Origin of the sequence: Dickeya poaceiphila, assembly GCF_007858975.2 — a bacterium.
In the GTDB taxonomy this organism is placed as follows: domain Bacteria; phylum Pseudomonadota; class Gammaproteobacteria; order Enterobacterales; family Enterobacteriaceae; genus Dickeya; species Dickeya poaceiphila.
The window spans coordinates 3,284,324-3,308,510 of record NZ_CP042220.2; the positions used below are offsets into that span (position 1 = coordinate 3,284,324).

Below are 24,187 nucleotides of genomic sequence, written 5' to 3' on the forward strand. Positions count from 1 at the left end.
TAACGTAGCTCATCCCCAGCGACAAATCGGCTGATGCCGATTTGAACGCTGCAGGCAAGCTCCGAAATCCGAAAGCGTCAGGCGATGAAACCAACTAACACTACTGCAACCCGGATATAAACAGCGACTATTTTCTGACACGTCCCTCTTTTACATCATTTCCTGTAGACGTGAAACACGTCAAAATTAAAAGTCACAAAACACATCAGTTATTAAAATAGAGATTTATTATACTTTTATCCGACAAATCGACCTTGATATACTCCAATAAAGAAAATATATTATCATCCATGTGATTCTTCTTTTTTAAAAAATAATACCCCTTACCAGAATAGAACGCACATTTAAATGGGGTTGATAAAATACCTCTTATCACCTCATCAAAAACCATGCTGACATCAACAATAGCGACGCCTAATCCTTTAATTGCAGCACTAATTGCCGAATCCATAGATTCAAACTCATACTTATTGATAATCTGGAATTTTTCCTTCACCCCAGCCTCTTCACACCAAAAAAACCAATCTAACTCCTTAGATTTCACATAGATAAGATCAATTGAAATTTTCTCATCGGTTTCAAAAAGATATAACAATTCCGGCGCCACTACGGCAATCAGATATTCAGAGGATAACAAGGTATGATCCCATTCATCAGAAAATCTGCCATCTCCATAGATGATAATCCCGTCGTGAATTTTTAAATCAACAATGGAATGAGAAAATTCATCATTTAACGTTTCAACATTAACCATTGGAAAGCCACCTTGATTTTTATACTTCTTAAAAACAGGGATGAGCTGACGTAAAGCAAAAGTACAAGGCGAGCTAATATTCAGCACATTTCCATCATGATGAATATTCTCACATGCCTTGCTGAGTATCCCGAATGCACGTTGCAGATCTTCAGCCAAAACCTCCCCCTCTTTAGTCAAAAAAATCTTTGGTCCCTTACGGTAGAAAAGCTTTCTTCCAAAAAAAACCTCTATATTATTAATATGCTTGCTAATAGCACTTTGTGAAATTAATAGCTCCCCAGCAGCTAAAGTAAAAGATTGATGCCTGGCTGCCGATTCAAAAGCTTTTAATGCATAAAGAGGGGGAATCCTGGTCCAATCCATCTTTTTACCTCAATTATTATACATTTGAAAGCACGATAGTTACCTCTGCGAATTTAAGCACACCACCATAAGAACAATCTCAGAATAAGAACAGTCTCAAAAACCAATCATGAAAAAAACGAATAGTATCAATGAGTATTTTCCCTTTTTTAATTGAGGAAGTTTAGTTTATAAAGTAATTAAATCGATGGTTATGAGCTCACAAAATTCAGATAAGCCAAATTATCGACAACTAATAAGAGCCATTACATGAAAGTTAATTATGGCCCACCTTTCATTTTTAGAAAACACGCACATCGCATTTTATAAAATGGGGAGCACGAAGTCAGGGGAATCACCGATGCGGGGTGTATGAATATAATAACGCGTACCGCCATCAATCACTGAATGACCTGACACTGGAGTTTTCAGCGCTTTGCAATCCGCTCATCAGCATAACATTCATTCAAGTTTTTAATGTTATCTATGAAGTGTCCTGTTTACGGCACAGTTTAGGAAACCGTGGCCCAAACTCACCCGGTCTTAGCATCGTAATCATCTGGTTATCAAGCGTGATAGTTACAACAGGAAACCATCTGTATTCAGGTTAGCCAGCATCCCTTACCAGCCTTCCCGACGAAAAATCACACACGCCTGAGAGCGGACTGCAATGAAAAAGAAAAAAATCAATTATAAAACAAACACATTAATACTTCCCCCTTCCACCAAACAAGGGAAATAAACAACGTGACATGGCCTGTAAGAAATTCTGCTTATGTATGCACCGGTTTTTTTAGCGGGATAGTTCAATCAGTTGAGGGAAAAAAACACCATAGTATTTAACAATTTAGTAACTTTAATGCAAATTTGCTAAAAATAGGATTGCATAATTTTTTTTGCGACATTAAGTTAACTGAACTTAAGTTTGCTTAATTACTCTTTGATTTAGTATCACTGGCAACGTTAAATAAGAATGCACTCACCTTTGCAGGAATAACTATTTGCTAAAGCTCACGTCAGTCAGTTTTAAACTATGAATTTATTATTAAATCACCAGCAGTTACCTGGTGAAAAGCGCCTTCATCATATCCAAATCTTATTATAGATTCTTGGTATATTTTGGAGCACGACTTATCTGCATCGAAGAAAAAACGTAACACTAACATTTTAACGGTCTCTCTGATTACTTTGTTTTTATTAATTTCCAGCCGTTAATATTTCTCTGTTAAAGATGAAAATATGCCAACAGGATCTCAGTGGTTCACAATTTATTGGAGAAGGAAGTGAACATCAAAAGAAGCACCGTTATAAAATTCGATGAAAAGACATGTTATAACTTCAATGTCACGTCAGAAAGGGATGAAATTAACGCAAAAAGATTGCAAGATTTTATCGACAACACACTGAGACCATTTGACCGCAACACGCCTGAAGGCCATGTCACTGCGACAGCCTTTATTATTGATCCGTCGTGTCATCATGCGCTGATGTTACGCCACAAGAAACTGAACATGTGGTTACCGCCAGGGGGGCACTGTGATAATCAAGCGGATGCGTTGTTAACGGCAGTACGCGAGACCTATGAGGAAACAGGTCTTTCGAATATTGAAATCATTAACAATGACATTTATGACATTGATATTCATATTATCCCCAAAAATACGCGTGAACCCCAACATTACCATTATGACGTACGCTTCCTTTTCTTTGCTGATATAACGTCACCTTTGAAAATTAACGATGAAGAAGCATCACATGTTGAGTGGGTAAATCTCGAACAGCTGGATAAATTTACTCAGCTTCCTTCTGTTTTAATTTTAAGAGATAAAATGGAGGTAATATGAAAATCGGCTTTGTTGGTTTTGGTGCACAGGCGCGAGAAAACCTGATACCTGCCTGCAATACTATTTATGGTGTGGAGATAGCCGCCATCTGTGATAGTGACCCGGCAAAGTGCCGTGAGGCAGCAAAATTATTCAATTTTGACGAATCAAGAGTATTCACTCATCACGGTGAGATGATGGATAAGTGTCGGCCTGATGCGGTGATTGTTTCCTGTTATCCTACCGAGCACTATAAAATTGCCTGTGATGCCATTGAACGCGGCATCCCGGTCTTGCTTGAAAAACCGGTAGCATCAAGCTACGAAGATGTTATTCGTCTGGCGGAAATGGCCAAGCGCCGAGGTGTTGTCACTGCATCTGGCATGAACTTCCGTTTTGCCGAAATTACTGAGCGTATCCAGAATATTTATGACGACAGCATTCAAATGATTAGTCTGCGTCAGATGGCCAATAAACCCGTATCGGCTTTATGGGACTATGATGATTTATTCAAATCATTTTTACATGCCCAAACCATCCACGGACTGGATCTGCTGATTCATCTGTGCGGCCCGGTAAAAAGATTATCTGTCGCGGACAACAGCACCGACAACAGTATTATATTTAGTGTATTACTGGAATTTGCGAATAATTGTCATGGTACGCTAATCACCAGCAATACCTCCCCTCACTTTACATTTGATCTTGATGTACTTGCCGATAATCGGCTGCATATAAAAAGCACCTCACTCAACAGCCTGAGCGTAGCCGATTTAGGCAAGACCTATTTACAAGGTGAGACCAAGCGTTGGTGTGATACCTGGGCGGCGAGTCCACTTTCATCAGGTTATGCACGCGCGGGATACACCGGAGAAATATTGGACTTCATTACAGCCATACAATCAGGTGAACGTGATTCACAAACCGCTTTTTCAACACTCATTGAAACGTATCGCTGTATGGATGCTATTGAAAAAAGTTGTAAGCAACCTGCGACCGTTAACATTTAATCAGGTTTGCTTTTAATCAGGTTTATTTAAGGACGAGTACTATGATTAATAAATCCTACCAGAATCTGCACATCAATTTTGATCAAAGTGACTATGACGCGGTGGTTAATTCTTTTAATACCACCAGCTTTTCAGGAAAGTCTCCCATTATTGGCGAATATGAACAGGTCATTAGTGATTATTTCGGTACCCAAAAAGCGCTGGCCTGCAACAATGGTACGGTAGCGATTGAACTGGCTATCCGTGGCCTGGGGCTAGAGCCAGGTGATGCCATCGCCCTTCCGCCCACTGCTCCCATCATGACGATTTTACCGCTCATCACTACCGGATGTGTGCCGGTTTTTTGTGACGTCGGTCCGCTCACGTTCAGCCCGGATCTCAACCACCTGAAGCAGCTAGTACAACGGCATCCAATAAAAGCGCTGATTGTCGTACCGATGTGGGGTTACCCACTGCAAATGAAAGCCGTTGCCGATTTTTGTCAGGCGCAGGGGATTAAGCTCATCGAAGACTGTGCCCATGCTTTTGGTACCCGTTCAGACGGCGGTTACCTCGGTACGTTTGGCGATGTTTCCTGTTTTTCAACCCATGAGCGCAAGCTGGTCAGCACCGGTGAAGGCGGGTTCTGTCTTACCAACAATGAAAATATTTACGAGCGGATGCTGAGCTGGCAACACCACGGGCTTAAAGCCTCCAGTCGCAGCAGCGGTTATATTTTGGGCGAAGACATCGGCACCAACGCAAAATTGCCGCCTCTTTGCGCCGCGCTGGGCATCAATCAATTCAAAAAACTCGATCAGAAAATTGCTGACCGCCGGCTTCGTGCCAGCAAAGTCCGTCATGCACTCTCAGAAATCCCCAGCATAAAAGAGTTCCCCCGCTATCAGGGCGAGGAAGTGAATGGCTATTCACTGGTTTATTACCACCTGAATGGTTCCAGCGTGGAGCAAGGCATTCAGATGCTAAATCAAGGCGTGATGTCTGACACCACACGCTACAAATACAAACCGCTTTATCAAGAGCCAGCGTTTAGGCAATACGCCGAACCTTGCCCCAATGCGGAACAGATTATCGACACCATCTTCACTGTCCCCTGCCATGAAGGCTTGGATGACAGCGATATTGATTACATTGCCAGTGTCGTCAGCAGCAATTTTCTTCGCTGAGGCTGATTATGTGCAACGCGACTTTAACCGACTCGTGCGCCACGTCGCAGCTTAAACGCGAACTCGATGCCGTCATGTCTGTTGCCGTAGGTGACATGGACAATGCACTCGCTGCCGTGTCCGCTTTTGAGGCAGCACTGGCTGAGTTTGCGTGCTTTTCACGCTGCGTAACGACATCGTCCGAAACGGGGACGGTGAGCGTGATGATCGGCGCACTTGATTTCCAGCCCGGTGACGAAGTCATCGTCAGCCCAGATGTCTCCGACTGGGTTATTTCAGCCTTGCTACATGCAGGAATAGCGCTGGCGCTGATTGATTATGCCCCCGACAGCTTGCGACTTAATCTTGCGACATTAAGAAAAAAAGTGAACAGCCGTACCCGTGCAGTGCTGATTTCATCGCATTTTGACTGCCGACAGGATTTCTCTGCACTCCATGATTTATGCAGAGAACAACACCTGTTTTCGTTGCTTGAAATAACTCCGCTACTGACGTTGAACCCGCAGCTACCTCAGCGCTGTGCCGGATTTGATATGGCTTTCCTGTCGCTTCGTGAAGGCAGCTCCGCAATGTCTACCGGCGAGGGCGGCGCAATATTTTATCGCCGCCAGGATTGGGGTACGCGAGCGAAAAGCTATTCACAGTTTTCCGATCTGGACGGCATTCATTTAGGTGTTAATCATAAGCTTAGCGGCATCCAGTGCGCATTGGGCCAGGTGAGGCTTAACACTCTGGGTCTCCAGCGCCGCGCCGTGCAAGCGCAGATAGACCGGGCGAAGACTGACTGTGAACGCGTTTCCGTTCCACAACTTCCTGATTTGCAAAACAACTCGTTCTCTATCGTGGTAATAGACAAAGAACGTGCCACCACGTGCGGCATAAGCTGGCAGCCTCTTCCTATACTCAATCGTTTGCTTGAACCGTTGTTCTGGCAAGCGCCTGAGGCAGTAAAAATGCAGCAAAAATGGGCTGTTATGTCTCTTCAGGAGGAAGCCGCGCAATGACGACCCTGGAGCACATTAAAGAAAGCTTTTATCCATCCGGCGCCGGAGAAGAAGCGCTGATGTTAGACGCACTGAAAAAAGGGATTCGCGGCGACTCAGAGGTGGTGAGTACCTATGAACAACAGTTGAAAAGACATTTTGGTGCATCAGAAGCTATCGCAACCTCTTCGGGATATGGTTCTCTGGTGGTGGCGTTAAGTGCCATGGGGCTAAAACCCGGCGATAACGTTTTATTAACCCCGACCTGCCCGCTTTGTACCGTCTATGCCCTCACGTTTCTGCGGCTGGAACCCGTGTTTTGTGACATCAGCCCTGATGATTTTACCATCGACCTGGCGATGGCTGAGCAGCTTATCAATGACCGGACAAAAGCCATTATCGATATCCCGATGTGGGGTTATCCGGTAGATGCGCAACGTGTCGGTGAATTCGCCCACAGCAAAGGACTTTTCTACCTGTTGGATATTGCGCTGGCGCATAAGGCCACATGGCGTGGTCAGTTACTGTGGAAATGGGCCGATATGGCAACGTTTTCAACACACCACAGTAAAACGCTGGTCACGGGCGAAGGCGGCGCGGTCCTGACTGACAACCGTGAACTGGCACACAGAGCCAGAGCCTTTACGCAGTGTCACTTCAACGAGGCGCAACCGGTTCTTAATTTTTCGCTCAGCGGATTGCAAGCCGCTCTCGGCATTGCCAGGCTACAGCGCCTGGAACAGGACGTACAGCACCGGCTGGACACCATGCAGACGATAAGTCAGCGGCTTCGCAATCCTTTTCTGCACCCCTTGCCTGTTCTTGCTGGCGGTGAACCTGCCGGCACGCGCTTGCTGATTCGTTCCTTAACCGGGTGCAATAAAAGTCTACTCGCCTTTCAGATCCAGTCGGGCATTCCTTCTGACATCGCCCTTTATAACTGTAAAGCGCTGTATCAGTACCCGGTTTTACATGAACGGCACGCTTCTTGTCCGAATGCAGAGCGAATGCTCTCTTCCATCACCACTATTCCCGTTCATCCGGAAATTGGAATGCCTGAGATTGATACCATCGTCAACGTTCTGAACCGTTTCCAGCCTTCAGATATCAAGGAGGAGCAGTTATGACTCAACACACCTGTTCCGCTAATAAAGCGGTAGTGATTGGTGCCAGTATTGCTGGTTGCCTGACTGCATCTGTACTTTCAAGACATTTCCAGCAGGTGATTCTGCTGGATTTTGATCGCTTTCATGAGAACCCTGAACCTCGCCAGACCGTGCCGCAGGAACATCACGTACATTTGTTACTCCAGCGTGGCTTGCAGATTATGGAATCACTTTATCCGGGTCTTAAGTCGCAGCTACTTGAGGCCGGTGCTCAAGAGATAGATTTATCACACGGCGTTAAAAGCTACGCCGGAGTTGGCTGGAAACAACGCTGGCCTACCGGAATTACCGCACACTACTGTTCAAGAACACTGCTGGAGCACGTAATCAGGCGCAGAGCTATTCAGCTTGCGAACGTCAGCGTTCTTGACGGCACCAGGGTGAAACAACTCATTCACGAGGACGGCAAGGTTAAAGGAGTGATTGTCAGTGAATCCGGCAACGATCAGCAGATACTCGCGGATCTGGTTGTGGATGCCTCCGGCAGAGGCTCTAAAGCATCTTCCTGGTTGAAACAGGCGGGATACGGTGAAGTAGAACGAGAAGAGGTCGCCAACCAGCTTGGTTATGTCTCCCGTGTCTACAAGCGCGATAACACCCGTCAAACCGGCTGGAAAGTGCTGCTGGTCACACCGAATTTACCGAAAACCCGCACCATGGCGGTTATCAGTCCGGTTGAAGGCGACAGATATATTGTTACCGCCGGTGGCTGGTTTGGCGACAGCCCTAAACCCAACGAAGCCGATTTTATGCGTTTTCTGGCGGAACTACCGGTAACGGATATTCATGATGAGGTGCAAAAACTAGAGCCGTTGGGTGATTTTCACCAATTTAAAATGCCCTCCAGCCTTCGTCGTCGCTATGACTTACTACCAACATGGCCAGAAGGCTTTTTGGTAATCGGCGATGCGCTTTGCAGCATTAACCCCATATACAGTCAAGGAATGAGCGTTTCCGCCCTTCAGATCGAAGCGTTAGCGCAACAAATTCCCGGCTACCTTAACGGAACACTGTCAGCCCGGCTGGTTTTTAAGAAGCTCGTGGCTGCAACCGCCGTATCCTGGGAACTGGCCAAGAAAAGTGATGAGAGCCTGCAACCCACGGAAGCTATCACTACCTTTAAGCACCGGCTGACGTCGCATTATCTCAATCTGGTTCAGGCCGCCTCTTTTCATCGGCGCGATGTTGCCATCACCATGCTTAAAATTATGAATCTACTAGAGAAACAAGAGTCGGTGTTTCGCCTGCCCATCGTTCTGGCATCACTCTCCAGCGCGATAGCGCGCACCATACGGTAAGGAATTATCTCAATGAATTATCGCAGCAAAATCAATCACGTTATTTTCGACTGGAATGGCACTCTGGTAGACGATCTCGCTCTGGCGGTAAAAGGCGTGAATGCCGTAAGAGATTCGCAAATGCTACCGCCGCTCAATGCAGATCTGTATCGCCAGCACTTTGGCTTTCCTATCCGTTCTTTTTATCAGGCATTGGGCATTGATTGCGAGTCGGTACAGTTCGACGATCTGATTAAAACTTATCTCAACATCTTCAACAATGAGATTGGTTTTTGTCCACTGCATCATGGCGCACTTAGCATGATGCAAGACTTGAAAGCCCGTAACATCAGCATTTCCGTACTCTCGGCAAGCCAGCATCAAACTTTGCAGCACAATCTTGATAATGCTGGCATTAGTCACTTAGTTGATCATGTCTATGGGCTAACAAATACTCAGGCCATGGGCAAGCAGGAGATTGCTCAGCAGCTCGATAGGGCTCTGGGTAAACCTGGCAACACCGCACTGATGATTGGTGATACCGATCATGACATTGAGATTGCCAGACTGTGCGGCTGGCAGATGGCGTCGGTTTCTCATGGACATCAAACGGATGAACGCCTGCGCGCGATCCATGCTCAGGTATTTGATGATTTGCCTGCGGTACACCGCGCCTGGTTTACCCCTCATCGGGAGGAACTGACATGTTAAATTCGGCCCATGTTTTTAACGTTATGCTGGCGATGATTCTGCTCAGCATCTGCATTCGCCTGCTTCTGAAATTCTATTACCGGGATGGCGAGCGCATATTGCCCAAGCTGAAACTGGCGCCGGCTGAGAAAGGACATATCACCTATTACAAACGTTATGACACCATGCTGGCACCCTTACCTTTTATCTATTGCTGGCTGGAAATATTCGCGTCAGTGCTGTTTTTCCGCTGGTCAGATTATCACCCTGTGGCCGGATTACTGCTTGCGATTATTACCGCTGGCCGACTGCGTGCATTACAAGAGATTGGACATAATGCACTGCATGTTGCGCTGTGTCGTTCTAAAAAGTTTCAATGGTTTTTGTCGAACGTCTTTTTCCAGTTTCCTGCCTTAAAAAGGGACATGGATTCACGCTTTAATACCCATGTGCGTGATCACCATCCTAATGCGGATATTCCAGGGAAAGACCCTAATCTGCGGCGCGTCAGTGCCGCAGGAATGGTTCCCGGTATTACCCGTTCCCAGTTCATTTGGGCACTGCTTTATCCTGTGCGCCCAAAGGGGATAATTAACAATATCCGTGGAAATATACATGACACGCTTTACGAGAATTCGACGGTAAATATTGCATTGCTTCGGGCAGTCGCAACGCTGAGTATTGTGGGCGTTTACTGGTTTCTTGGCGGTGTTGCCGCCGTAATAGTGGGCTGGCTGGTGCCGATTTTCACGGTTTACCCGCTGTTTGCATGGTGGTCATTGCTGTCAAAGCATCGCTGGCATACGACCTATGATCCTAAAAGAGATCGATTAGCGCACGATTATGAACACGGGCGCGCTACCGATTTTTCAGGTCTGCTCGGCAGCATTCAGCGTTATCTGATATATCCCATATCCGACGCCTACCATCTGGCACACCATATTTATCCCAATGTCCGTTATCAATATCTGCCTGCCGTGGACTGGGCGCTTAAAGTGAATGAACCCCGATATACACAATATATTTCCACAGGGATGATTTTGGGTTCGCAACACCAACCGGCTGCGCTCTCCGAACTTTATCATCGCCTTGTCAAACCGAATCACCATGCCGTTAGCGAAATGGACACAGGAGTCTCTCATGAATAAAACGCCCCGCATTGGCATTATCTGTGGCAGTGGTATGGACAAGCTGTCGATTATTGCATCTCCTGAGCGCGTGGAAATCACTACCGCTTTCGGTGACCCTTCCGGACATATCACCTTGGGTGAAATTGCCGGTGTGCCTGTCGCCATCGTTAATCGTCACGGCATTGGACATACTCGTCTACCGTCAGAAATTAACGTCAGAGCCAATGTCGCCGCGCTTAAAATGCTGGGGGTTACTCAGGTTCTCTCTTTCAGCGCAGTAGGCAGCCTGACTCAAGCCGCACCGCCTGGCACCTTTGTGGCCATTGATCAGTTTATTGATCGCACATACCGCCGCGTGAATACCTTTTTTGGCTCCGGCGTGGTTGCCCACGTGCCATTCGGCGAGCCGGTGTGCGGCAATAACCATACCCACATCGTTAACGCCCTGGAAGCGCAATCCATCCCTCATTTGTCTGAAGGTCTGTATGTCGTGATGGAAGGACCACACTTTTCAACCCGCGCCGAATCTCTTTTTCACCAGCAAATCGGCGGTACGGTCATCGGCATGACGGCGATGCCAGAACCCAAACTCTGTCGAGAAGCTGAGCTATGCTACAACATGATAGCCATGGTGACAGATTACGACTGCTGGCACAGCACCCATGACGATGTGAATGCCGCCATGGTAAGCCAGCAGATGAAAGAAAATATCCAGATGGCCGAGGCGCTATTGACCCACATCATTCCGTCTCTTGCACAGCACGATTCACCCTGCCCGAAAGGATGCCAACATGCGCTGGATGGCGCCATTATGACCAGCCCCAACCTGATGACCGCGGACACCATTCAACGCTATTCCCCATTACTGGACCGCGTGTTGAAGCCAGGTCAATGATATCAGCCCATCAGGAAAAGGATAAACGTACATGAAAACGAACGCGGGATTGCTGTTTGATTTGGATGGAACACTACTGGATACCGACAGCCTGCATCTGAATGCATTCAATATGTTACTGGCCGATTTTGGCAAATCCGTCACCATTGACTATTACAATCAGAAAATCATGGGCGCCCCCATGGAGACTATCACTCGCGATCTTTTTCCGCAGATGCCGTCGCAGGAACGTCATGAACTGGGGGAACGTAAGGAAGCCTTGTTTCGTGAACAACTTACCGGACCGCTTGAAGGCCGCCCTGGCGTCACGGCGTTTTTCGAGAAAGCCAAACGCTATGGCGTCGGTATCTGCATCGTGACCAATGCGCCACGCGAAAGTGCAGAAATGATGTTACGTGGTTTACACCTGCTAGACGCCGTTGATCACCTGCTGATTGGCGCGGAGTTGCCCCACAGCAAGCCAAACCCTTACCCCTATCAGGAAGCGATGCGCCGATTGGGGATCACGCCGGATAAAGCGCTGGCGTTTGAAGATTCAGGTCCCGGCGTACAATCGGCCTCCGCCGCAGGTATCTTCACTTTTGGTTTGAAAGGTGCGCTCGACGAAAATGCGCTGCTGAAGTATGGCGCCTCAGCAGCGATTGCAGATTTCACTGATCCGCTGCTGGCCAGCCGCTTTAGCAACATTGTAGGTTGAGGTAAACAACATCATGACATCGATTGTGATTTCAGCACCAACCGGTGATGGTTCAAGGGCACGTGTAAAAGCCTATAGCTCATTCGAGCCGTACGAGTTGGAAGAGTACCTGCGGCAACTTGCCGTGCATCTTCCCGATGTTGCCATTGAGATTGAACGCATGTCTACGGCTGCACTGAGAAACCGACTGGAGGCCGAAAAGGACAACCCTCAGGTCGATATGATTCTGGGTTGGGCCGATACCGCCGCCAAGACCGTTGCGCTCAGCGATAAGCTATTTTCACCTCAGGGTGATGCGGATGGATACCTTCGTATCACCGGATTCTCCACAGCCATTGTGGTCGATCCTGACCTTCTCAAACAGTTAAACGTCAATATCGAAACCTGGCGGGATTTGGCTCATCCAGCCCTGCGCGGTCGGATAGCCTTTCCCAATCCAGCACAGTCAGGCGCCGGATTTTTAGCGCTCACTACGCTGCTACAAGCTTACGGTGAAAGCGACGGCTGGCCCTTGTTATCAGATATTTACCGCAATGTGCAGGTTCGGCCTGACTCAGCGTGGGAACCCGCCCGCCTGACGGGAGAAGGCGAGATTGCAGCAGGTGTTACGGTTAAAATCGCCGCATTTAATCGCAAACGCGAATTGCCCCGTCTGAAGATTATCGAACCGCCGAGAGCGACGGGAACAGAATCGGAAGTGTATGCCGGCTTCATCACCTCTGCGCACCGGGAGGCGGTTTCAGAGATACTGGAATGGCTCCAGACTGAAGCAGCGAACAGAATTTACACCTCGTTTAATAAGCTTATCCTTACAAAAAACGATGACAGCTATCTCACCATTGACGCCGGTCAGGCGGTATTACATCGCACTCGCTGGCTCACTCAACTTGAATCTCTCACAAATGGAATGTCACTATGAAGCACGCTTTGTATACCCCTGTAGCCACCACCGCCACCATTAATCAGCAACAGATACTGGCTAATGACTGGGGAACGTTAACCAAATACGACATGACTTACGTCAGATCAGACGGTTCAGAGCAGCGTTTTACACGCGAAGCGTATGACCGTGGACATGGCGCGACCATTCTGCTGTATAACCGTGATGATAAAACCATCATCCTCACCAGCCAATTCCGTATGCCTGCCTTTCTAATTGGCCACCACTATGAGTTGATTGAAGCCTGCGCCGGGCTGTTGGACGAGCGCGATCCTGTTCTGGCGATAAAAACCGAGGCTGAAGAAGAGACGGGCTACAAGCTCAGCGAAGTCACTAAAATTGGCGAAATTTTTATGAGCCCAGGTTCGGTTACAGAGCGCCTGCACTTTTTCATTGCGCCCTTCACCCGTGACATGCGTGTCAACGACGGCGGCGGAATAGCTGCGGAAGGCGAAGATATTAAAGTGCTTGAGGTTCCTATTAAAGAGGCGCTTGAGATGATTGATGCAGGAACCATTATTGATGCCAAAACCATTATCCTGATTCAGCATTTAGTGATTAAAGGCATCTGTACACCATAATTCATTACGCTCTGAAAGGAATTCATGTATGGCTGAACAGAGTCTGGAAAAGTCGCGCTTTAAGCGCGACCACTACACGCTTTACCTGTATATCATGTCTGTTGTTTGCGGTATTCATCAGGCTATTTTAGGGTCTATTACACCTTTTCTGCGTGATGAACTCACTATGTCTAAAGTCATCATTGGCTGGCATTTCAGTCTTTATGCAATAGGCATGTTTGTTTCAGGTTTTATTATTACGCATGTCGCCTCAAAAGCATCGCCTAAAAAGATCCTTCTGAGCAGTTCCTGGGCAGTGGCGGTTACTGTCGCGGTATTTGCCTTACCGCTAGGTATTGCCGGCAACCTGATTCTGTCGCTCGTGCTTGGCCTGTCTGGCGGAGCAATGCAGATTGCCATTCAGGAAGCGTTGGCCCGGCATCACACGGAAAACAGCGGCATAGCGATTACCGAAGGGTGCATTTTTTCCGCGATTGGCGTATTTATTGGCCCGTTAGTGATTGGTTATTCCGTAGAGTCTGGTGCAGGCTGGCGTATCGCCATGTTTCTGCCGCTCATTGCCTTACTGCCCTTGCTGTGCGTCATTCCCCAAAATATTCCAACGACGCCACCACGAGCCACTATCACCCCCCATACTTCTGGCGCCAACATTACGCGTTTGCCACTTGTCGCTTACCTGATGTTCGGGATGATTTTTCTTGGCATCGCTGCTGAATGGGGAATCGGCTTTTGGGGCGCACAATTTCTGGAAGAACAGCTTTCACTCTCGGCAGCAAACAGTGTGGCGATGATGGCGGTTTTCTTTGGCGGTACGATTGCCGGGCGAATTGTGGTAAGCCGCTTGCTGGTTCGTTATAACATTCAGGCCATTCTTTTATGGACGATTATTCTCAGTGGTATGAGTATGCTATTGCTTTGGCTGGTGCCGGATATTACCGCTGCGGTTATTGGTCTTACTGTGGCTGGCGCCTGTCTTGGCAATTTTTTCCCGCTGATTCTCTCTATCGCAACATGGCAGCCGCCAGAATTACTCTCGAAAATTTCTGCTGGCGCGACCCAGTCAGTGGGGCTGGCCCTGCTTTTAGCACCGTTATTCCTCGGTAAGCTTGGGGAAGATATTGGTCTGATACCCGCGATGGGCGCATTGATTGTTATTCCTCCCGTCATGCTGATTGTCGATGTAATCTCTCGGAGATTGTCGAAACACCAGGGGTAGGGAAAAGATTCGATAATAGGAGTCGAACCTACGACCTTCGCATTACGAACTCAATAGACCAATGTTTTCCTCTGTTTACACTCTTCAAGAATTTATTTTTTATTATTAAAAATCAAATGATTAATCAATTTTTTGGCTTCCACTCGTTCGCTGTCGTTTCCCCTGATATCATGCTAAGTGTGTACCCGATAGTGTACCCCAGAAAGGACCTATTATGGCAATCATCATCACTCAGGATCGACAGTTGGCATCCCTTTCAGTCACTGAAGAAGAGAAAGAAAATGTTGTCTCAGTCAAATCAAAAGCAGGCGGAGGACTCTACGTCCGCATACGCTATGGCAGCGAGAGTAAAAGCTGGATTTATCGTTACAGGATTGCACAAAAGCAAATCAAACTGACATTGGGTAGCTACCCTGCTATGAGCCTGGCTCAGGCTCGTCAGGCCCATGCCGACGCAGCTGAATTGGTGAAGAAGGGCATTGATCCTCGTTACGTCAAAAAAAATGAGAAACAGCAAAACGAGCAAATGCCAATATTCGCTGACTTGTGGCAAAACTGGTTGGCATTCAGAACTGAGAGTAAACCCATCAGTGCCCGCACCATTACTGACTATGAAGGCACCTATCGCCGCCATCTTGAAAAGGCGTTGGGTAATATGCGCGTTAACGATCTTTCACGCTCTGTGATTTTCGAGCATCTCAGCCGCGTGAGAAAGGAAAGCGCAGAAGGGGTTCGCAAAGGATTAATCATCCTGAATCTGACCCTTGATCATGCCACGTTACAAGGGCTGATTGAACATAACCCTGCTCGTCTGCTCAAACCTGCCATGTTTGGTGCATCAATGGGTAAACCTCGTGAACGTTGGTTGCCACAAGACGAACTCCACATGCTTTGGAAAGCACTCGATGAAGCCTCTGTTGGTGGTGGCTCCATTGCAGCAGGTGGCAGAGGAATAGCATCCAGCGTGGTAATGTCATTATCCGTTGCGAATGCACTTCGCTTGATCATATTCACGGGTGTTCGTCGCTCAGAAGCAGCAGAAATGCGCTGGGATCAAATCAACGGTGATCGCTGGACTATTCCAGCTACAAAAAATGGCAAAAGCCATATTGTCACACTACATCCCCGCGCCCTATCCCTTATTCAAGAACAGCGCGTGATCGCGGAAGGGGCATATGTTTTCGGTTCCACCAGCAAGCCAGGATTTCCTATAACCGGTGATGCCCTTACTCGTGCTCTGGAGCGTGTAAGATCTAAATATCTTGCGGAACTTGCGCCCTTCTCTCCTCATGACTTACGTCGTAGCGTGGCCACGGGTTGTGCGGAATATCTGGATGCACCAGAACGCTTGATAGAGCTTCTGCTGAACCACGTACCTAAAGATCGATTAATTCGGACTTATCAAGTTGGGCAACAAGCGGACAAACTGAAAAAGCTATTTCTACGCTGGGGGGATTTTATTCAACAAGAAATCATTACCTCCTCGGTATCGAGGCCAGATAATGTCGTTAAAGTTCAGTTTGGTGGTAAATAAAAACCACATAAGGGGCATGGCTCTTAATACAGTGAACAGCAAGAGCCATGCGATGCGAGTCATTAAGCAAAGACTGAACCTAAGCAGCGGTTGAGGTTAACCACCCCTTGCGATGCAACGTATCTACCGCTAAAGATATCTGGCGTGGTGTGAACTGCCGCTTTCTTTCATTCCAGGCATAGATAAAATCAGTAACATCTTCAGGGGACGTCAGCGATTCATGTTGCATTGTCCAGTGAACCGTTGAAAGGAGTTCCAGACCAAAAGGCGACTCAAAACCTTCCACCAAATCCGAGACTTTCTGAAAGCGGCGGTAAGTCTCTTCTTGTTGCTCAAGAAACGCTTTTGCCTCTTCTGCCACTCCGGGAACCAGCGAGAGTTGCTTATCAGGCATATCACCGCCATCTGAATACCCAGAGATCATATGCCCTTCAATCGCGTTAAGCACATGCCGTAGGTTTTCCGCATAAGGCCCATAATGCGCTTTCTGGTACTTAAGACGTAATGGTTCCCCAGATTCTTGCATGAAATACATAAGTTTATGTAATTCCAGCAAAGAGATGAACGGATCTAACAACCCATTAAGATAACGCTGCATCAGTTCAACCAGCGCGGCTCGCCCTGCTGTCATCTTTGGCACTTCTGTTTTATGTACCATGCGTTCCGAGGACGGTGCACCGGTGGGATCGTAAATCGCAATTTGTACGGACTCAAGCGGTTGAACGGCAGACTCAATCAGGGGCTTAACATCTTGCCAGTCCAGACCGCCTAAGCCACTCCCCAATGGGGGAATGGCAATGGAGCGAATATCATGTTGCCGGATAACGGCGACCAAATCGTCCAACCCGGCGGCAATATCTTCAAGACGACTTTTCCCTTTCCAGTGGCGTTTGGTCGGAAAGTTAATGATATAACGAGGGTTTGTTAACTGCCCGGTCTCAAAGACGAACATTTTGCCTGGAACAACTTGTTTTGCTTTACAGGATGCAGCATAAGCTTTGAAGTTATCCGGGTAGGCGTTTTTGAATTGCAATGCAATGCCTCGCCCCATTACGCCGACGCAGTTGACGGTATTGATGATAGCCTCAGTCTCTGCCTGGAGGATGTCGCCCTGTCTGTATTCAATCATTATGAAATCCTCATCAGTAGTACCATTCTCGTTTCACCTCAACAGGAGGACGATGCCCACCAAGCGGGATCATGTTAGCAACCTGCTGATAAATCAAAGGTGAATGAACACCGATGCGCTCAATTAAATGCCAAGGGAAACAGCGCTCAATCAAAAACTCAGCCTGTTTCGCCTCTTTAGTTCCATTACCGCCGCTCCACTGATTGCTTTGTATCGCTTCCCAGTTCAGTTCTCCAAGCTGGGATTGTTGACAACGATCTTCGAAGTAAAGTGAACCGGCATTAGATAACGTAAACGCCCAGCGTTGGCGATGTTGCTCCGCCCATGCAATGGTTGTATAGAGGTCAGCTTCAAGATGCAAAATAGGTTCCTGACCACCACGGTAAGCCAACTCTGGATGATTGGCTCTGTATATCAGGTATAGCATGACAGAGCGGGGACAAAAATAAAAAGGTACACATTGTCCCACATACAGATTGGGATGGTTTGTAAGCGTCAACTCATGGAGCCGACGCTGTTTAATGCTACTCATTCCTATCATTGTACCGGCACCATGACGAACCGAGATTTGCTCGTCAGACAACAACCCTTCGGCAATGATTGAATGAAGCCGATCAATGTGAAGGATGTGGTAAATCTTGGGACGTTCAGGGATCGGCATACAAACCAGCTCCTTGTAGCAATTCAATGCTAATCTGCCGCAATAATAACAAATTTTGAGGACGGGAATAGGCATGAGTCCTAAGCTTACCAGAAACGAAATGACTACCTCGCCGCCAACATCCCCGGATAATGTTTGGCGATAATGTCGTTCATCTGATCAATCAAGTCAGGGCGTTTAAAGATGAGATGCCCGGTGCCTTTCTGAAAGTAACGCACACTAAAATACGCATCTTCATATTCTTGCTGATGAGGATTATCGCGGATATGGTTCATTAGCCGGATGGTCACATCGCCCCGGTTATCAGGAATGGGTTTGCCATCCAGCAAGGACAGCATCCGCTCCAGATCGGCCAGTTGATCGCGTCGCCAGCCCCAGTTCAGGCCAAAGCCCCAACGGTGGTATGTCACCAGATTGCTGATGATGATTTTCTTGCCAAAGTAGCAGGGATGGTTGGTTTTATAATCCCACGATAGCCCTTTGAATACATTAATTACGCCACGCTCGAATACCTCCCGCTTGCTCTGGTGAAGCTGTTCAAACGTGCTGAGGATATTGGCTTCGCTGATGGTCGGCAGGTCGCCCTCGTCCAGATTCTTATGCCACTGGCTGCGGGCTTGTGCGTCCATCAGTGACAACATGCCGGATTTCAGCATCAGGTCGCGCCAGATATGGCTGTCCAGCGTGCGGATAATGGCTGGCATCGCCTTGTCAGGCGTTTCTGTCAGCCAGCAATCGTAGCGATGCCCGGGTTTTAATGCCCAGTCTTCAACGGTGCCGCCACCGATAGTCGCCGTTAGCGTTGAAATGGCCTGTAACCGGGTAATGAGCTGTTCTATCTGTTGCAGCGCGACATCACGTCCAGTGACGATACGCGCAATGTTGGTCGAGCCAATCAGCTCGGTGTGGTCGGTTAACACCTCGGGTTCAGTTTTCATAGTGTGTTGTCCATACATAACAGCCAATGCGCCAGCCGGTAAGGGCTGGCGCATTATGCATCGGGGGGAAGGATAAGTCGGTTTGGCGTTGTGTGACTGGAAAGCAGCTCGCAGTCTTTATGGTTTGAGCAGGCCGGTGGCGCGTCTGGCGCGGAGAATATCGACCGCGTTCAGAAACGGTTTTTGCTCCTGCCAGCTAAAACCGCTGCGGTCGATGCGCACCAGCTCATAGCGCTCCACCAGAAAGTTCACGGCGTCCGGCAGCGAGATCCCGGCGTCGAGGTAGGCCTGGATCTCGGCTTCTTCACAAAACGGCGTGTCGTTTAGCGTCAGCCCGTAGTGCTTGTCCAGCAGGTAAGTTAATAACTGTTGCCAGACATTTACAGGTGACAGGCATGACGATGCCTCCCGCGCCGGGGATGGGTATGGTGTTTGCATGGATAGGCTCTCTTAAGATAAACGCTTAAGGTGAAGGGAATGCGGTTGTCGGTGTGGCCGCCGTGGTCGGGTAAATCGTGATATAGACGTAGCCAGCACTACCCAGGGTATCGGCCTCGCAGGTCAGTACGCCGTCATGCAGCGTGACGCGTTGCTGTCGGTAGGGATCGAGCTCACCGGTCACAAGCTTTTGCTCCAGTTGTTTCACTATCAATGGGAAGCGGTGTTCCAGATGGCAGGCCACGGTTGCACTGAAAGTGCCGGTCACACCGGCACGGTCGGCGAGAAAATGCAGGCGACACCCCTCCTGTACCAGCCGGGCTCCAAAGCGCGGTCTCAGGGTGTGTTCAAGTCCCCATTCCGGGGCATCCGATAATGACAAGGTTCTTTTCTCCTGACAGGTTGATGGAATGACGGTAAAAGGCATTACAGCCAGCCGCGTTCGGCGAACGACACCACCTGATTGCCGCCAATGACCAGATGATCCAGCGTGCGGATATCCACCAGCTCAAGAGCGCTTTTCAGCCGTTCGGTGAGCGCCCGGTCCGGCGTGCTCGGTTCGGCATGGCCGGAGGGGTGGTTGTGCGCCAGGATCACCGCCGCTGCGTTGTGGCGCAGGGCCGCCTTGACGATTTCTCTGATGGGAATATCGACATGGTTGATGCTGCCCAGCGCCATGATTTCCCGGTCTATCAGGTGATGCTGGTTATCGAGAAACAGCACCATGAACACCTCCCGTTCCAGCGGAGCCAGATGCAGTTGCAGCCACATTCGGGTATAGGATGAGGCGGTAAACGGCTCACCCGGCTGGCGCAGGTGGCGCTCCAGCAGGCGCTGGGCACGGCGTATAATCCGTTGTTCGTGCTCAGACAACGGCGAACTCGGTGATAATTCAGACATAACGTGATCCCTAAAAACAAAATGCCCCTGTTGCATGAGCAACAGGGGCACCATCGGAGTAGGCAAGTAACGTTTAAGCGGCAGTATTGATACAGTGGCGAATACCCTCCAGCTCCTGCTGTGTATTTTTAAGCCCAGGATTAAAGTGGCCTACTTTTTGGTCATTAACGTAAACATCAAACGTTGCGGCATGACTTAACGCGGTAATAAATCTCTCCCATGCATTATCTGCGTTACGCCACCCCAGAGAAGAAGGGAGCGGAAATTGCCGAGAGTCCACCACCACAGTTATAACTGTTTTCTCGTCATGCGAATCCGCCCCTCTACCATCAGGCAGCGTGATAATTACATTGTGTTGTAATACATTTTGGTTGTCTGGATTAGTCGTACAGTTGAGATTAAAAACGACCTTTTCCGGGCTGGTAATGATGTATTCTGAAACGCCCATCCCAAAGCCGCTGGTCCACATATTTGGTATGGCCTGAGCCGTTGTTGCAATACAAGATAATGCAAACAGCAGCGCGTGATGTTTATATTTCATATTTCCCCCAGATTTGAAAAAACTAATATCAACAATTTCCGTTACGACGACAGAGTTCTTTCATACTCTGTTGTGCTACCCATTGCTGTAACTGACGCTCCCTTTCTGATTGTCGGGCTTTAATGGCTGCCAGTTGTTTTTTATCAATGCACTGTTCAGGAAGGACCATTAACACCTGAGGGGTTGTTTTTTGATTGATGAGCTCAAGCTGGGCTTGAGTATCTATAACGCTGAAATAGCAGCCTTTGCCGTTATCTTCTCCCTGATACACCACATCAAGGTCAGAATTATAACCACTGGCCGTTTTGAGATTCAGGCGGCGAACAGTTTTGCTTTTTTTGTCAGCCAGGAACAACGCTGTATCGTAGTCCCTGCGGATTAAAAATGTATGAGTCCACGGATAATAACCAATCATGGCGGCATTAAAACCCAATGCATTCATCATCCTGTCATCGTCATAACCGTCAGCGGAAGTCCAGCCGCTCTCTTTCATTGCCATCCAGTGTTTCACATGACCCGTAATATCGTAGGCATGAGCGTTGCCAGTTAATATCAGGCTACCGGCCAGTATCATCGTACCCAGTATTTTCTTCATTTTGACATCCTTAAAATGTATTAACTTTTATTATCATCTACAGATATACCCCAATAAGGATTCAGACTTAACTGGCTGAGTCCTCATTGATTTTTTCAGATGGTGCCAGTGATAGAACTGTACGAATAAAGCCAAAGTGCGGAAGTGCCTGGATAAAACCCGCTTGTGTGGTTAAGTGGCTCAGGCGCTTTCGTGGGATAAAGGTGGTGTTCAATACCGTTACAGCATGAATGGCCGTCAGAAGGTGAACAGTGATATGCCCGTTCAGTTCGCCGGTCAGATACCAGCGACCATCAAGGGATATCAGGCGGTACGGTGCCAGTCCGTCACAGCGTTCCCCGTCGGCCAGAAGCAGAACCCGCTGAAACGCGATAATGGCACTAACCAGCCGATAAAACACCAGTGCGCTGCCAGGGGACATTGCCTGTGGTGGCTGCCAAACCAGACAGGGCATCCCTCCGGCAGTCAGTAACGTACCTGCCAGACGCCGGTCCAGCCCTGGAAATATATCGGCAAGTCCCGCCCGGTGTGCAAAAGTCAGGGCATCCAGCTCCCCCTGTACTCCACCACCCATGGTACGCAGGCGGCAATGCCCCTGACTGTATTCCAGGTCCAGATACATCAATCGCTCGCGAAAGTCCCGCCGCAAGGTGCGGATTGACACGCCAAACTCGGCAGCAAGCCGGGCCATATTCAGCGTTTCACCGGCAACCAGGCGGCTGATTATCAGTGACAACCTGACAGCCAGCCGGTCATGGCGGCGCTCTGCCTGTGTCATATGTAAATCTCCGTGATGATTAACCGACAGAATATGAAGGTGATTCTAAAGAGGGGGCCGGACAGGATATGGACAGTTAAACGACTATTTTTCACTTGCAGATAAACACAGATATCATGCAGGTTTCCGTTGATGTTGGTGAAGAAACAGACCATCAAACCAAAGTGAAACGGACAGGGTGTGTCCAATTTTAACTCGCAGTTAACATGCTCCCCCCTGACACTGCGTCAGCAGACTTTCCGCCAGCACCCACAGCGCCCGGTTGAGCCGCACATCGTTGTCGATACTGCTGACGGCACGGGTGCGGGCCCGTTTCCCCTGCGGATTGCGACCGGGCAGCCCGCCCTTTATCAGGTTCTCCTGAATACGCTGGAAAGTAGTCCACAGGTCTTGCCGGTCGTCCTGCCAGCGGCGCGGCGTCAGGATTTGCGCTGCCGTCACCGGCTGATGCGCCTCACCAAAACGGTACGTCAGCGCGGCGTTTGCCAGCGCAGATTGCGCCGGAGGCGGTAACAGCAGCGACTGCATGGCGTCGCGCTTTTCCTCGATGCGCTCAAAGGTATCCAGCACCTCATACGCGCCTTCAATCACTCGGCCCACCACATCGCCTTTATGGGGCACCCGCACCTCACCAAAACTTTCGCCGCAAATCAGCCCGTTCTGGCACACCTGCCGGAACAGCCCCGGCAGCATCTGGTACGAGCTGGAGCCATCATGACTGTTGAGCAGGATGATTTCCGGCACCTGATGGCCGGTGATTTGCCCTTCCCGACGCAGGCGCAGCATGTGTTTGGTGTGCTCGCGGCGGCTGTCGTCGCGCACACGGGTCTGGCAGGCAAAGAACGGCTGGAAGCCTTCACGTTGCAAATTATCCAGAAGGGTAATCGTCGGAATGTAAGTGTATCGGTCGCTGCGGGACTCATGCTTTTCCTCACTGAACACACTGGGTACGGTGCGAAACAGCTCTTCGCGGGTTAACGGACGGTCACGGCGGATAAGGTTTGCTGCGCCAAAGCGCGAGGCCAGACGGGTCATGGCAGACTCCTTGAGATGGCTGAAAATAAAAAGCCCGGACGCACAGGCGACCGGGCTCGGAAAACGAAAATGGATGGGTAATCGACTTAGAAGAACACCGACCACAGGGCGCGGGCCACGGACACCACGGTATCGCGCAGCGTCTGGATAAGCGTGCGCACCGTGGCCGGTATCAGCGACAGACGGCTGACGGTATCGAGCGTGCTGCCCACCGTATTGGCAAAATCATCGCGGGCTTTTTGAGTGACGCGTTCACTACGAAGGGGTGGCTGTAGCTGTGTAACCAGCGGGCTGCTGGCTTCGCGCGGCAGGCTTGCCACCATCAGCGCCGCCATGTGCGACAACCCCCAGCGCAGCCGCACCGAAACCGCACAGACCGGATGCACCGGCAAAAACAGGGTATGCAGCAGGGCGATTTTGCGCGCAAGGCTCTGCTTCTGTGTGACAGACAACGTCTTCACGCCGCCCTCAGTGGGTTCAATCTTGTCCGCCTGACTGACCACAAACAACACCTTGTGCCGCCAGGCTTCGCCAATCACCTGATAGTAAAAGTGCTCGTCCACCGCCAGCGCCCGGTCATCGGCCTTAACCAGCCACAGCACCAGATCGAGATGCGGAAGTTGCTGGCGATACATCGCGGCATACTCCGCATCTCGCCGTTCACTTTCACCGACACCGGGCAGGTCTACCAGCGTCATACAACGCTCACCCACGTTAAGGCGAAAGCGCAGCGGTTCACGGGTACAGGCCGACACATCACTGACCGGCGACACCTCACCGGCAAACAACGCATTACACAGGCTACTCTTGCCCGCACCGGTCTTGCCCATGATGCCGATAACCGGCTCGTAATCGGTTAACTGCCGGATATGCTGCCAGATTTGCGCTGTCACCCACTCCGGCAACCCCGACAACGCCTGACGCAACGGCGCAGGCCCATCCTGATGATTCATATCATGTCCTCG

Annotated in this window: 26 protein-coding genes; 14 read left to right on the plus strand and 12 right to left on the minus strand. The window is 49.2% G+C overall.

Features of this window, described 5'->3' with window-relative positions:
- Positions 1–205: 205 nt before the first annotated feature.
- Complete coding sequence (locus tag Dpoa569_RS14640) at positions 206–1,120, minus strand: LysR family transcriptional regulator (protein WP_042873798.1); 915 nt, start codon at positions 1,118–1,120, stop codon at positions 206–208.
- 1,262 nt (positions 1,121–2,382) lie between these two features.
- Between Dpoa569_RS14640 and Dpoa569_RS14645 the strand changes: the two genes are divergently transcribed.
- From Dpoa569_RS14645 to Dpoa569_RS14710, 14 genes are all read left to right on the plus strand, one after another.
- Positions 2,383–2,943 (plus strand): NUDIX hydrolase, encoded by a 561-nt coding sequence (locus Dpoa569_RS14645; protein WP_050569534.1) that lies wholly within the window; start codon positions 2,383–2,385, stop codon positions 2,941–2,943.
- Entirely contained in the window at positions 2,940–3,932 is a 993-nt protein-coding gene (locus Dpoa569_RS14650; protein ID WP_042868946.1) for a Gfo/Idh/MocA family oxidoreductase, read from the plus strand. The genes Dpoa569_RS14645 and Dpoa569_RS14650 overlap by 4 nt, the downstream gene beginning before the upstream one ends.
- Before the next feature lie 41 nt (positions 3,933–3,973).
- On the plus strand, positions 3,974–5,098 hold the full coding sequence (locus Dpoa569_RS14655) for a DegT/DnrJ/EryC1/StrS family aminotransferase (RefSeq protein ID WP_042868944.1): 1,125 nt from the start codon (positions 3,974–3,976) through the stop codon (positions 5,096–5,098).
- A 74-nt stretch (positions 5,099–5,172) separates the two neighbouring features.
- The gene (locus tag Dpoa569_RS14660) at positions 5,173–6,102 is read left to right on the plus strand and encodes a DegT/DnrJ/EryC1/StrS family aminotransferase (protein WP_227983061.1); all 930 of its coding nucleotides are present in this window, start codon (positions 5,173–5,175) and stop codon (positions 6,100–6,102) included.
- The gene (locus tag Dpoa569_RS14665) at positions 6,099–7,208 is read left to right on the plus strand and encodes a DegT/DnrJ/EryC1/StrS family aminotransferase (protein WP_050569400.1); all 1,110 of its coding nucleotides are present in this window, start codon (positions 6,099–6,101) and stop codon (positions 7,206–7,208) included. Before Dpoa569_RS14660 ends, Dpoa569_RS14665 begins: the two co-directional genes overlap by 4 nt.
- Positions 7,205–8,545 carry an FAD-dependent oxidoreductase gene (locus Dpoa569_RS14670; protein WP_042868941.1) on the plus strand — a complete coding sequence of 447 codons (1,341 nt, stop codon included), beginning with the start codon at positions 7,205–7,207 and terminating at the stop codon, positions 8,543–8,545. Before Dpoa569_RS14665 ends, Dpoa569_RS14670 begins: the two co-directional genes overlap by 4 nt.
- Before the next feature lie 12 nt (positions 8,546–8,557).
- Complete coding sequence (locus Dpoa569_RS14675; RefSeq protein ID WP_042868939.1) at positions 8,558–9,235, plus strand: HAD family hydrolase; 678 nt, start codon at positions 8,558–8,560, stop codon at positions 9,233–9,235.
- 23 nt (positions 9,236–9,258) lie between these two features.
- A complete protein-coding gene (locus Dpoa569_RS14680; RefSeq protein ID WP_227983063.1) occupies positions 9,259–10,362 on the plus strand; it encodes a fatty acid desaturase family protein in 1,104 nt (367 codons plus the stop codon).
- Positions 10,355–11,239 (plus strand): MTAP family purine nucleoside phosphorylase, encoded by an 885-nt coding sequence (locus tag Dpoa569_RS14685; protein ID WP_042868937.1) that lies wholly within the window; start codon positions 10,355–10,357, stop codon positions 11,237–11,239. The genes Dpoa569_RS14680 and Dpoa569_RS14685 overlap by 8 nt, the downstream gene beginning before the upstream one ends.
- Positions 11,240–11,270: 31 nt before the next feature.
- Complete coding sequence (locus Dpoa569_RS14690) at positions 11,271–11,936, plus strand: HAD family hydrolase (RefSeq protein WP_042868936.1); 666 nt, start codon at positions 11,271–11,273, stop codon at positions 11,934–11,936.
- 13 nt (positions 11,937–11,949) lie between these two features.
- The gene (locus Dpoa569_RS14695) at positions 11,950–12,855 is read left to right on the plus strand and encodes an extracellular solute-binding protein (RefSeq protein ID WP_042868934.1); all 906 of its coding nucleotides are present in this window, start codon (positions 11,950–11,952) and stop codon (positions 12,853–12,855) included.
- Positions 12,852–13,457, plus strand: coding sequence for an NUDIX domain-containing protein (locus Dpoa569_RS14700; RefSeq protein WP_042868932.1), 606 nt, complete (start codon positions 12,852–12,854; stop codon positions 13,455–13,457). Before Dpoa569_RS14695 ends, Dpoa569_RS14700 begins: the two co-directional genes overlap by 4 nt.
- Positions 13,458–13,485: 28 nt before the next feature.
- Entirely contained in the window at positions 13,486–14,673 is a 1,188-nt protein-coding gene (locus tag Dpoa569_RS14705) for an MFS transporter (RefSeq protein WP_042868930.1), read from the plus strand.
- A gap of 214 nt (positions 14,674–14,887) precedes the next feature.
- On the plus strand, positions 14,888–16,207 hold the full coding sequence (locus Dpoa569_RS14710; protein WP_042868928.1) for a tyrosine-type recombinase/integrase: 1,320 nt from the start codon (positions 14,888–14,890) through the stop codon (positions 16,205–16,207).
- Between the two features lie 79 nt (positions 16,208–16,286).
- On the opposite strand, the gene darG is transcribed toward Dpoa569_RS14710, so the two are convergent.
- The 11 genes from darG to Dpoa569_RS14765 all read right to left on the minus strand — a co-directional run bounded on the left by darG (position 16,287) and on the right by Dpoa569_RS14765 (position 24,175).
- Positions 16,287–17,336 (minus strand): type II toxin-antitoxin system antitoxin DNA ADP-ribosyl glycohydrolase DarG, encoded by a 1,050-nt coding sequence (darG, locus tag Dpoa569_RS14715; protein ID WP_042868926.1) that lies wholly within the window; start codon positions 17,334–17,336, stop codon positions 16,287–16,289.
- 13 nt (positions 17,337–17,349) lie between these two features.
- Positions 17,350–17,997: a type II toxin-antitoxin system toxin DNA ADP-ribosyl transferase DarT gene (darT, locus tag Dpoa569_RS14720; protein WP_042868924.1), complete on the minus strand. Its 648-nt coding sequence runs from the start codon at positions 17,995–17,997 to the stop codon at positions 17,350–17,352.
- Positions 17,998–18,101: 104 nt separating this feature from the next.
- Complete coding sequence (locus Dpoa569_RS14725) at positions 18,102–18,935, minus strand: DUF4942 domain-containing protein (protein WP_042868922.1); 834 nt, start codon at positions 18,933–18,935, stop codon at positions 18,102–18,104.
- A gap of 117 nt (positions 18,936–19,052) precedes the next feature.
- Positions 19,053–19,373, minus strand: coding sequence for a TA system toxin CbtA family protein (locus Dpoa569_RS14730; RefSeq protein WP_042868920.1), 321 nt, complete (start codon positions 19,371–19,373; stop codon positions 19,053–19,055).
- 25 nt (positions 19,374–19,398) lie between these two features.
- The gene (locus Dpoa569_RS14735; protein WP_050569399.1) at positions 19,399–19,800 is read right to left on the minus strand and encodes a type IV toxin-antitoxin system YeeU family antitoxin; all 402 of its coding nucleotides are present in this window, start codon (positions 19,798–19,800) and stop codon (positions 19,399–19,401) included.
- The gene (gene radC, locus Dpoa569_RS14740; RefSeq protein WP_042868918.1) at positions 19,800–20,273 is read right to left on the minus strand and encodes a RadC family protein; all 474 of its coding nucleotides are present in this window, start codon (positions 20,271–20,273) and stop codon (positions 19,800–19,802) included. The genes Dpoa569_RS14735 and radC overlap by 1 nt, the downstream gene beginning before the upstream one ends.
- 73 nt (positions 20,274–20,346) lie before the next feature.
- Positions 20,347–20,814: a hypothetical protein gene (locus Dpoa569_RS14745; RefSeq protein WP_050569398.1), complete on the minus strand. Its 468-nt coding sequence runs from the start codon at positions 20,812–20,814 to the stop codon at positions 20,347–20,349.
- 28 nt (positions 20,815–20,842) lie between these two features.
- Positions 20,843–21,409: a hypothetical protein gene (locus tag Dpoa569_RS14750; RefSeq protein WP_042868916.1), complete on the minus strand. Its 567-nt coding sequence runs from the start codon at positions 21,407–21,409 to the stop codon at positions 20,843–20,845.
- Positions 21,410–21,476: 67 nt separating this feature from the next.
- A complete protein-coding gene (locus Dpoa569_RS14755; RefSeq protein ID WP_042868914.1) occupies positions 21,477–22,187 on the minus strand; it encodes a transcriptional regulator in 711 nt (236 codons plus the stop codon).
- 201 nt (positions 22,188–22,388) lie between these two features.
- The gene (locus Dpoa569_RS14760; RefSeq protein ID WP_042868912.1) at positions 22,389–23,222 is read right to left on the minus strand and encodes a DUF932 domain-containing protein; all 834 of its coding nucleotides are present in this window, start codon (positions 23,220–23,222) and stop codon (positions 22,389–22,391) included.
- An 86-nt stretch (positions 23,223–23,308) separates the two neighbouring features.
- Positions 23,309–24,175, minus strand: a complete 867-nt coding sequence (locus Dpoa569_RS14765; RefSeq protein ID WP_042868910.1) for a GTPase family protein — start codon at positions 24,173–24,175, stop codon at positions 23,309–23,311.
- Positions 24,176–24,187: the final 12 nt, after the last annotated feature.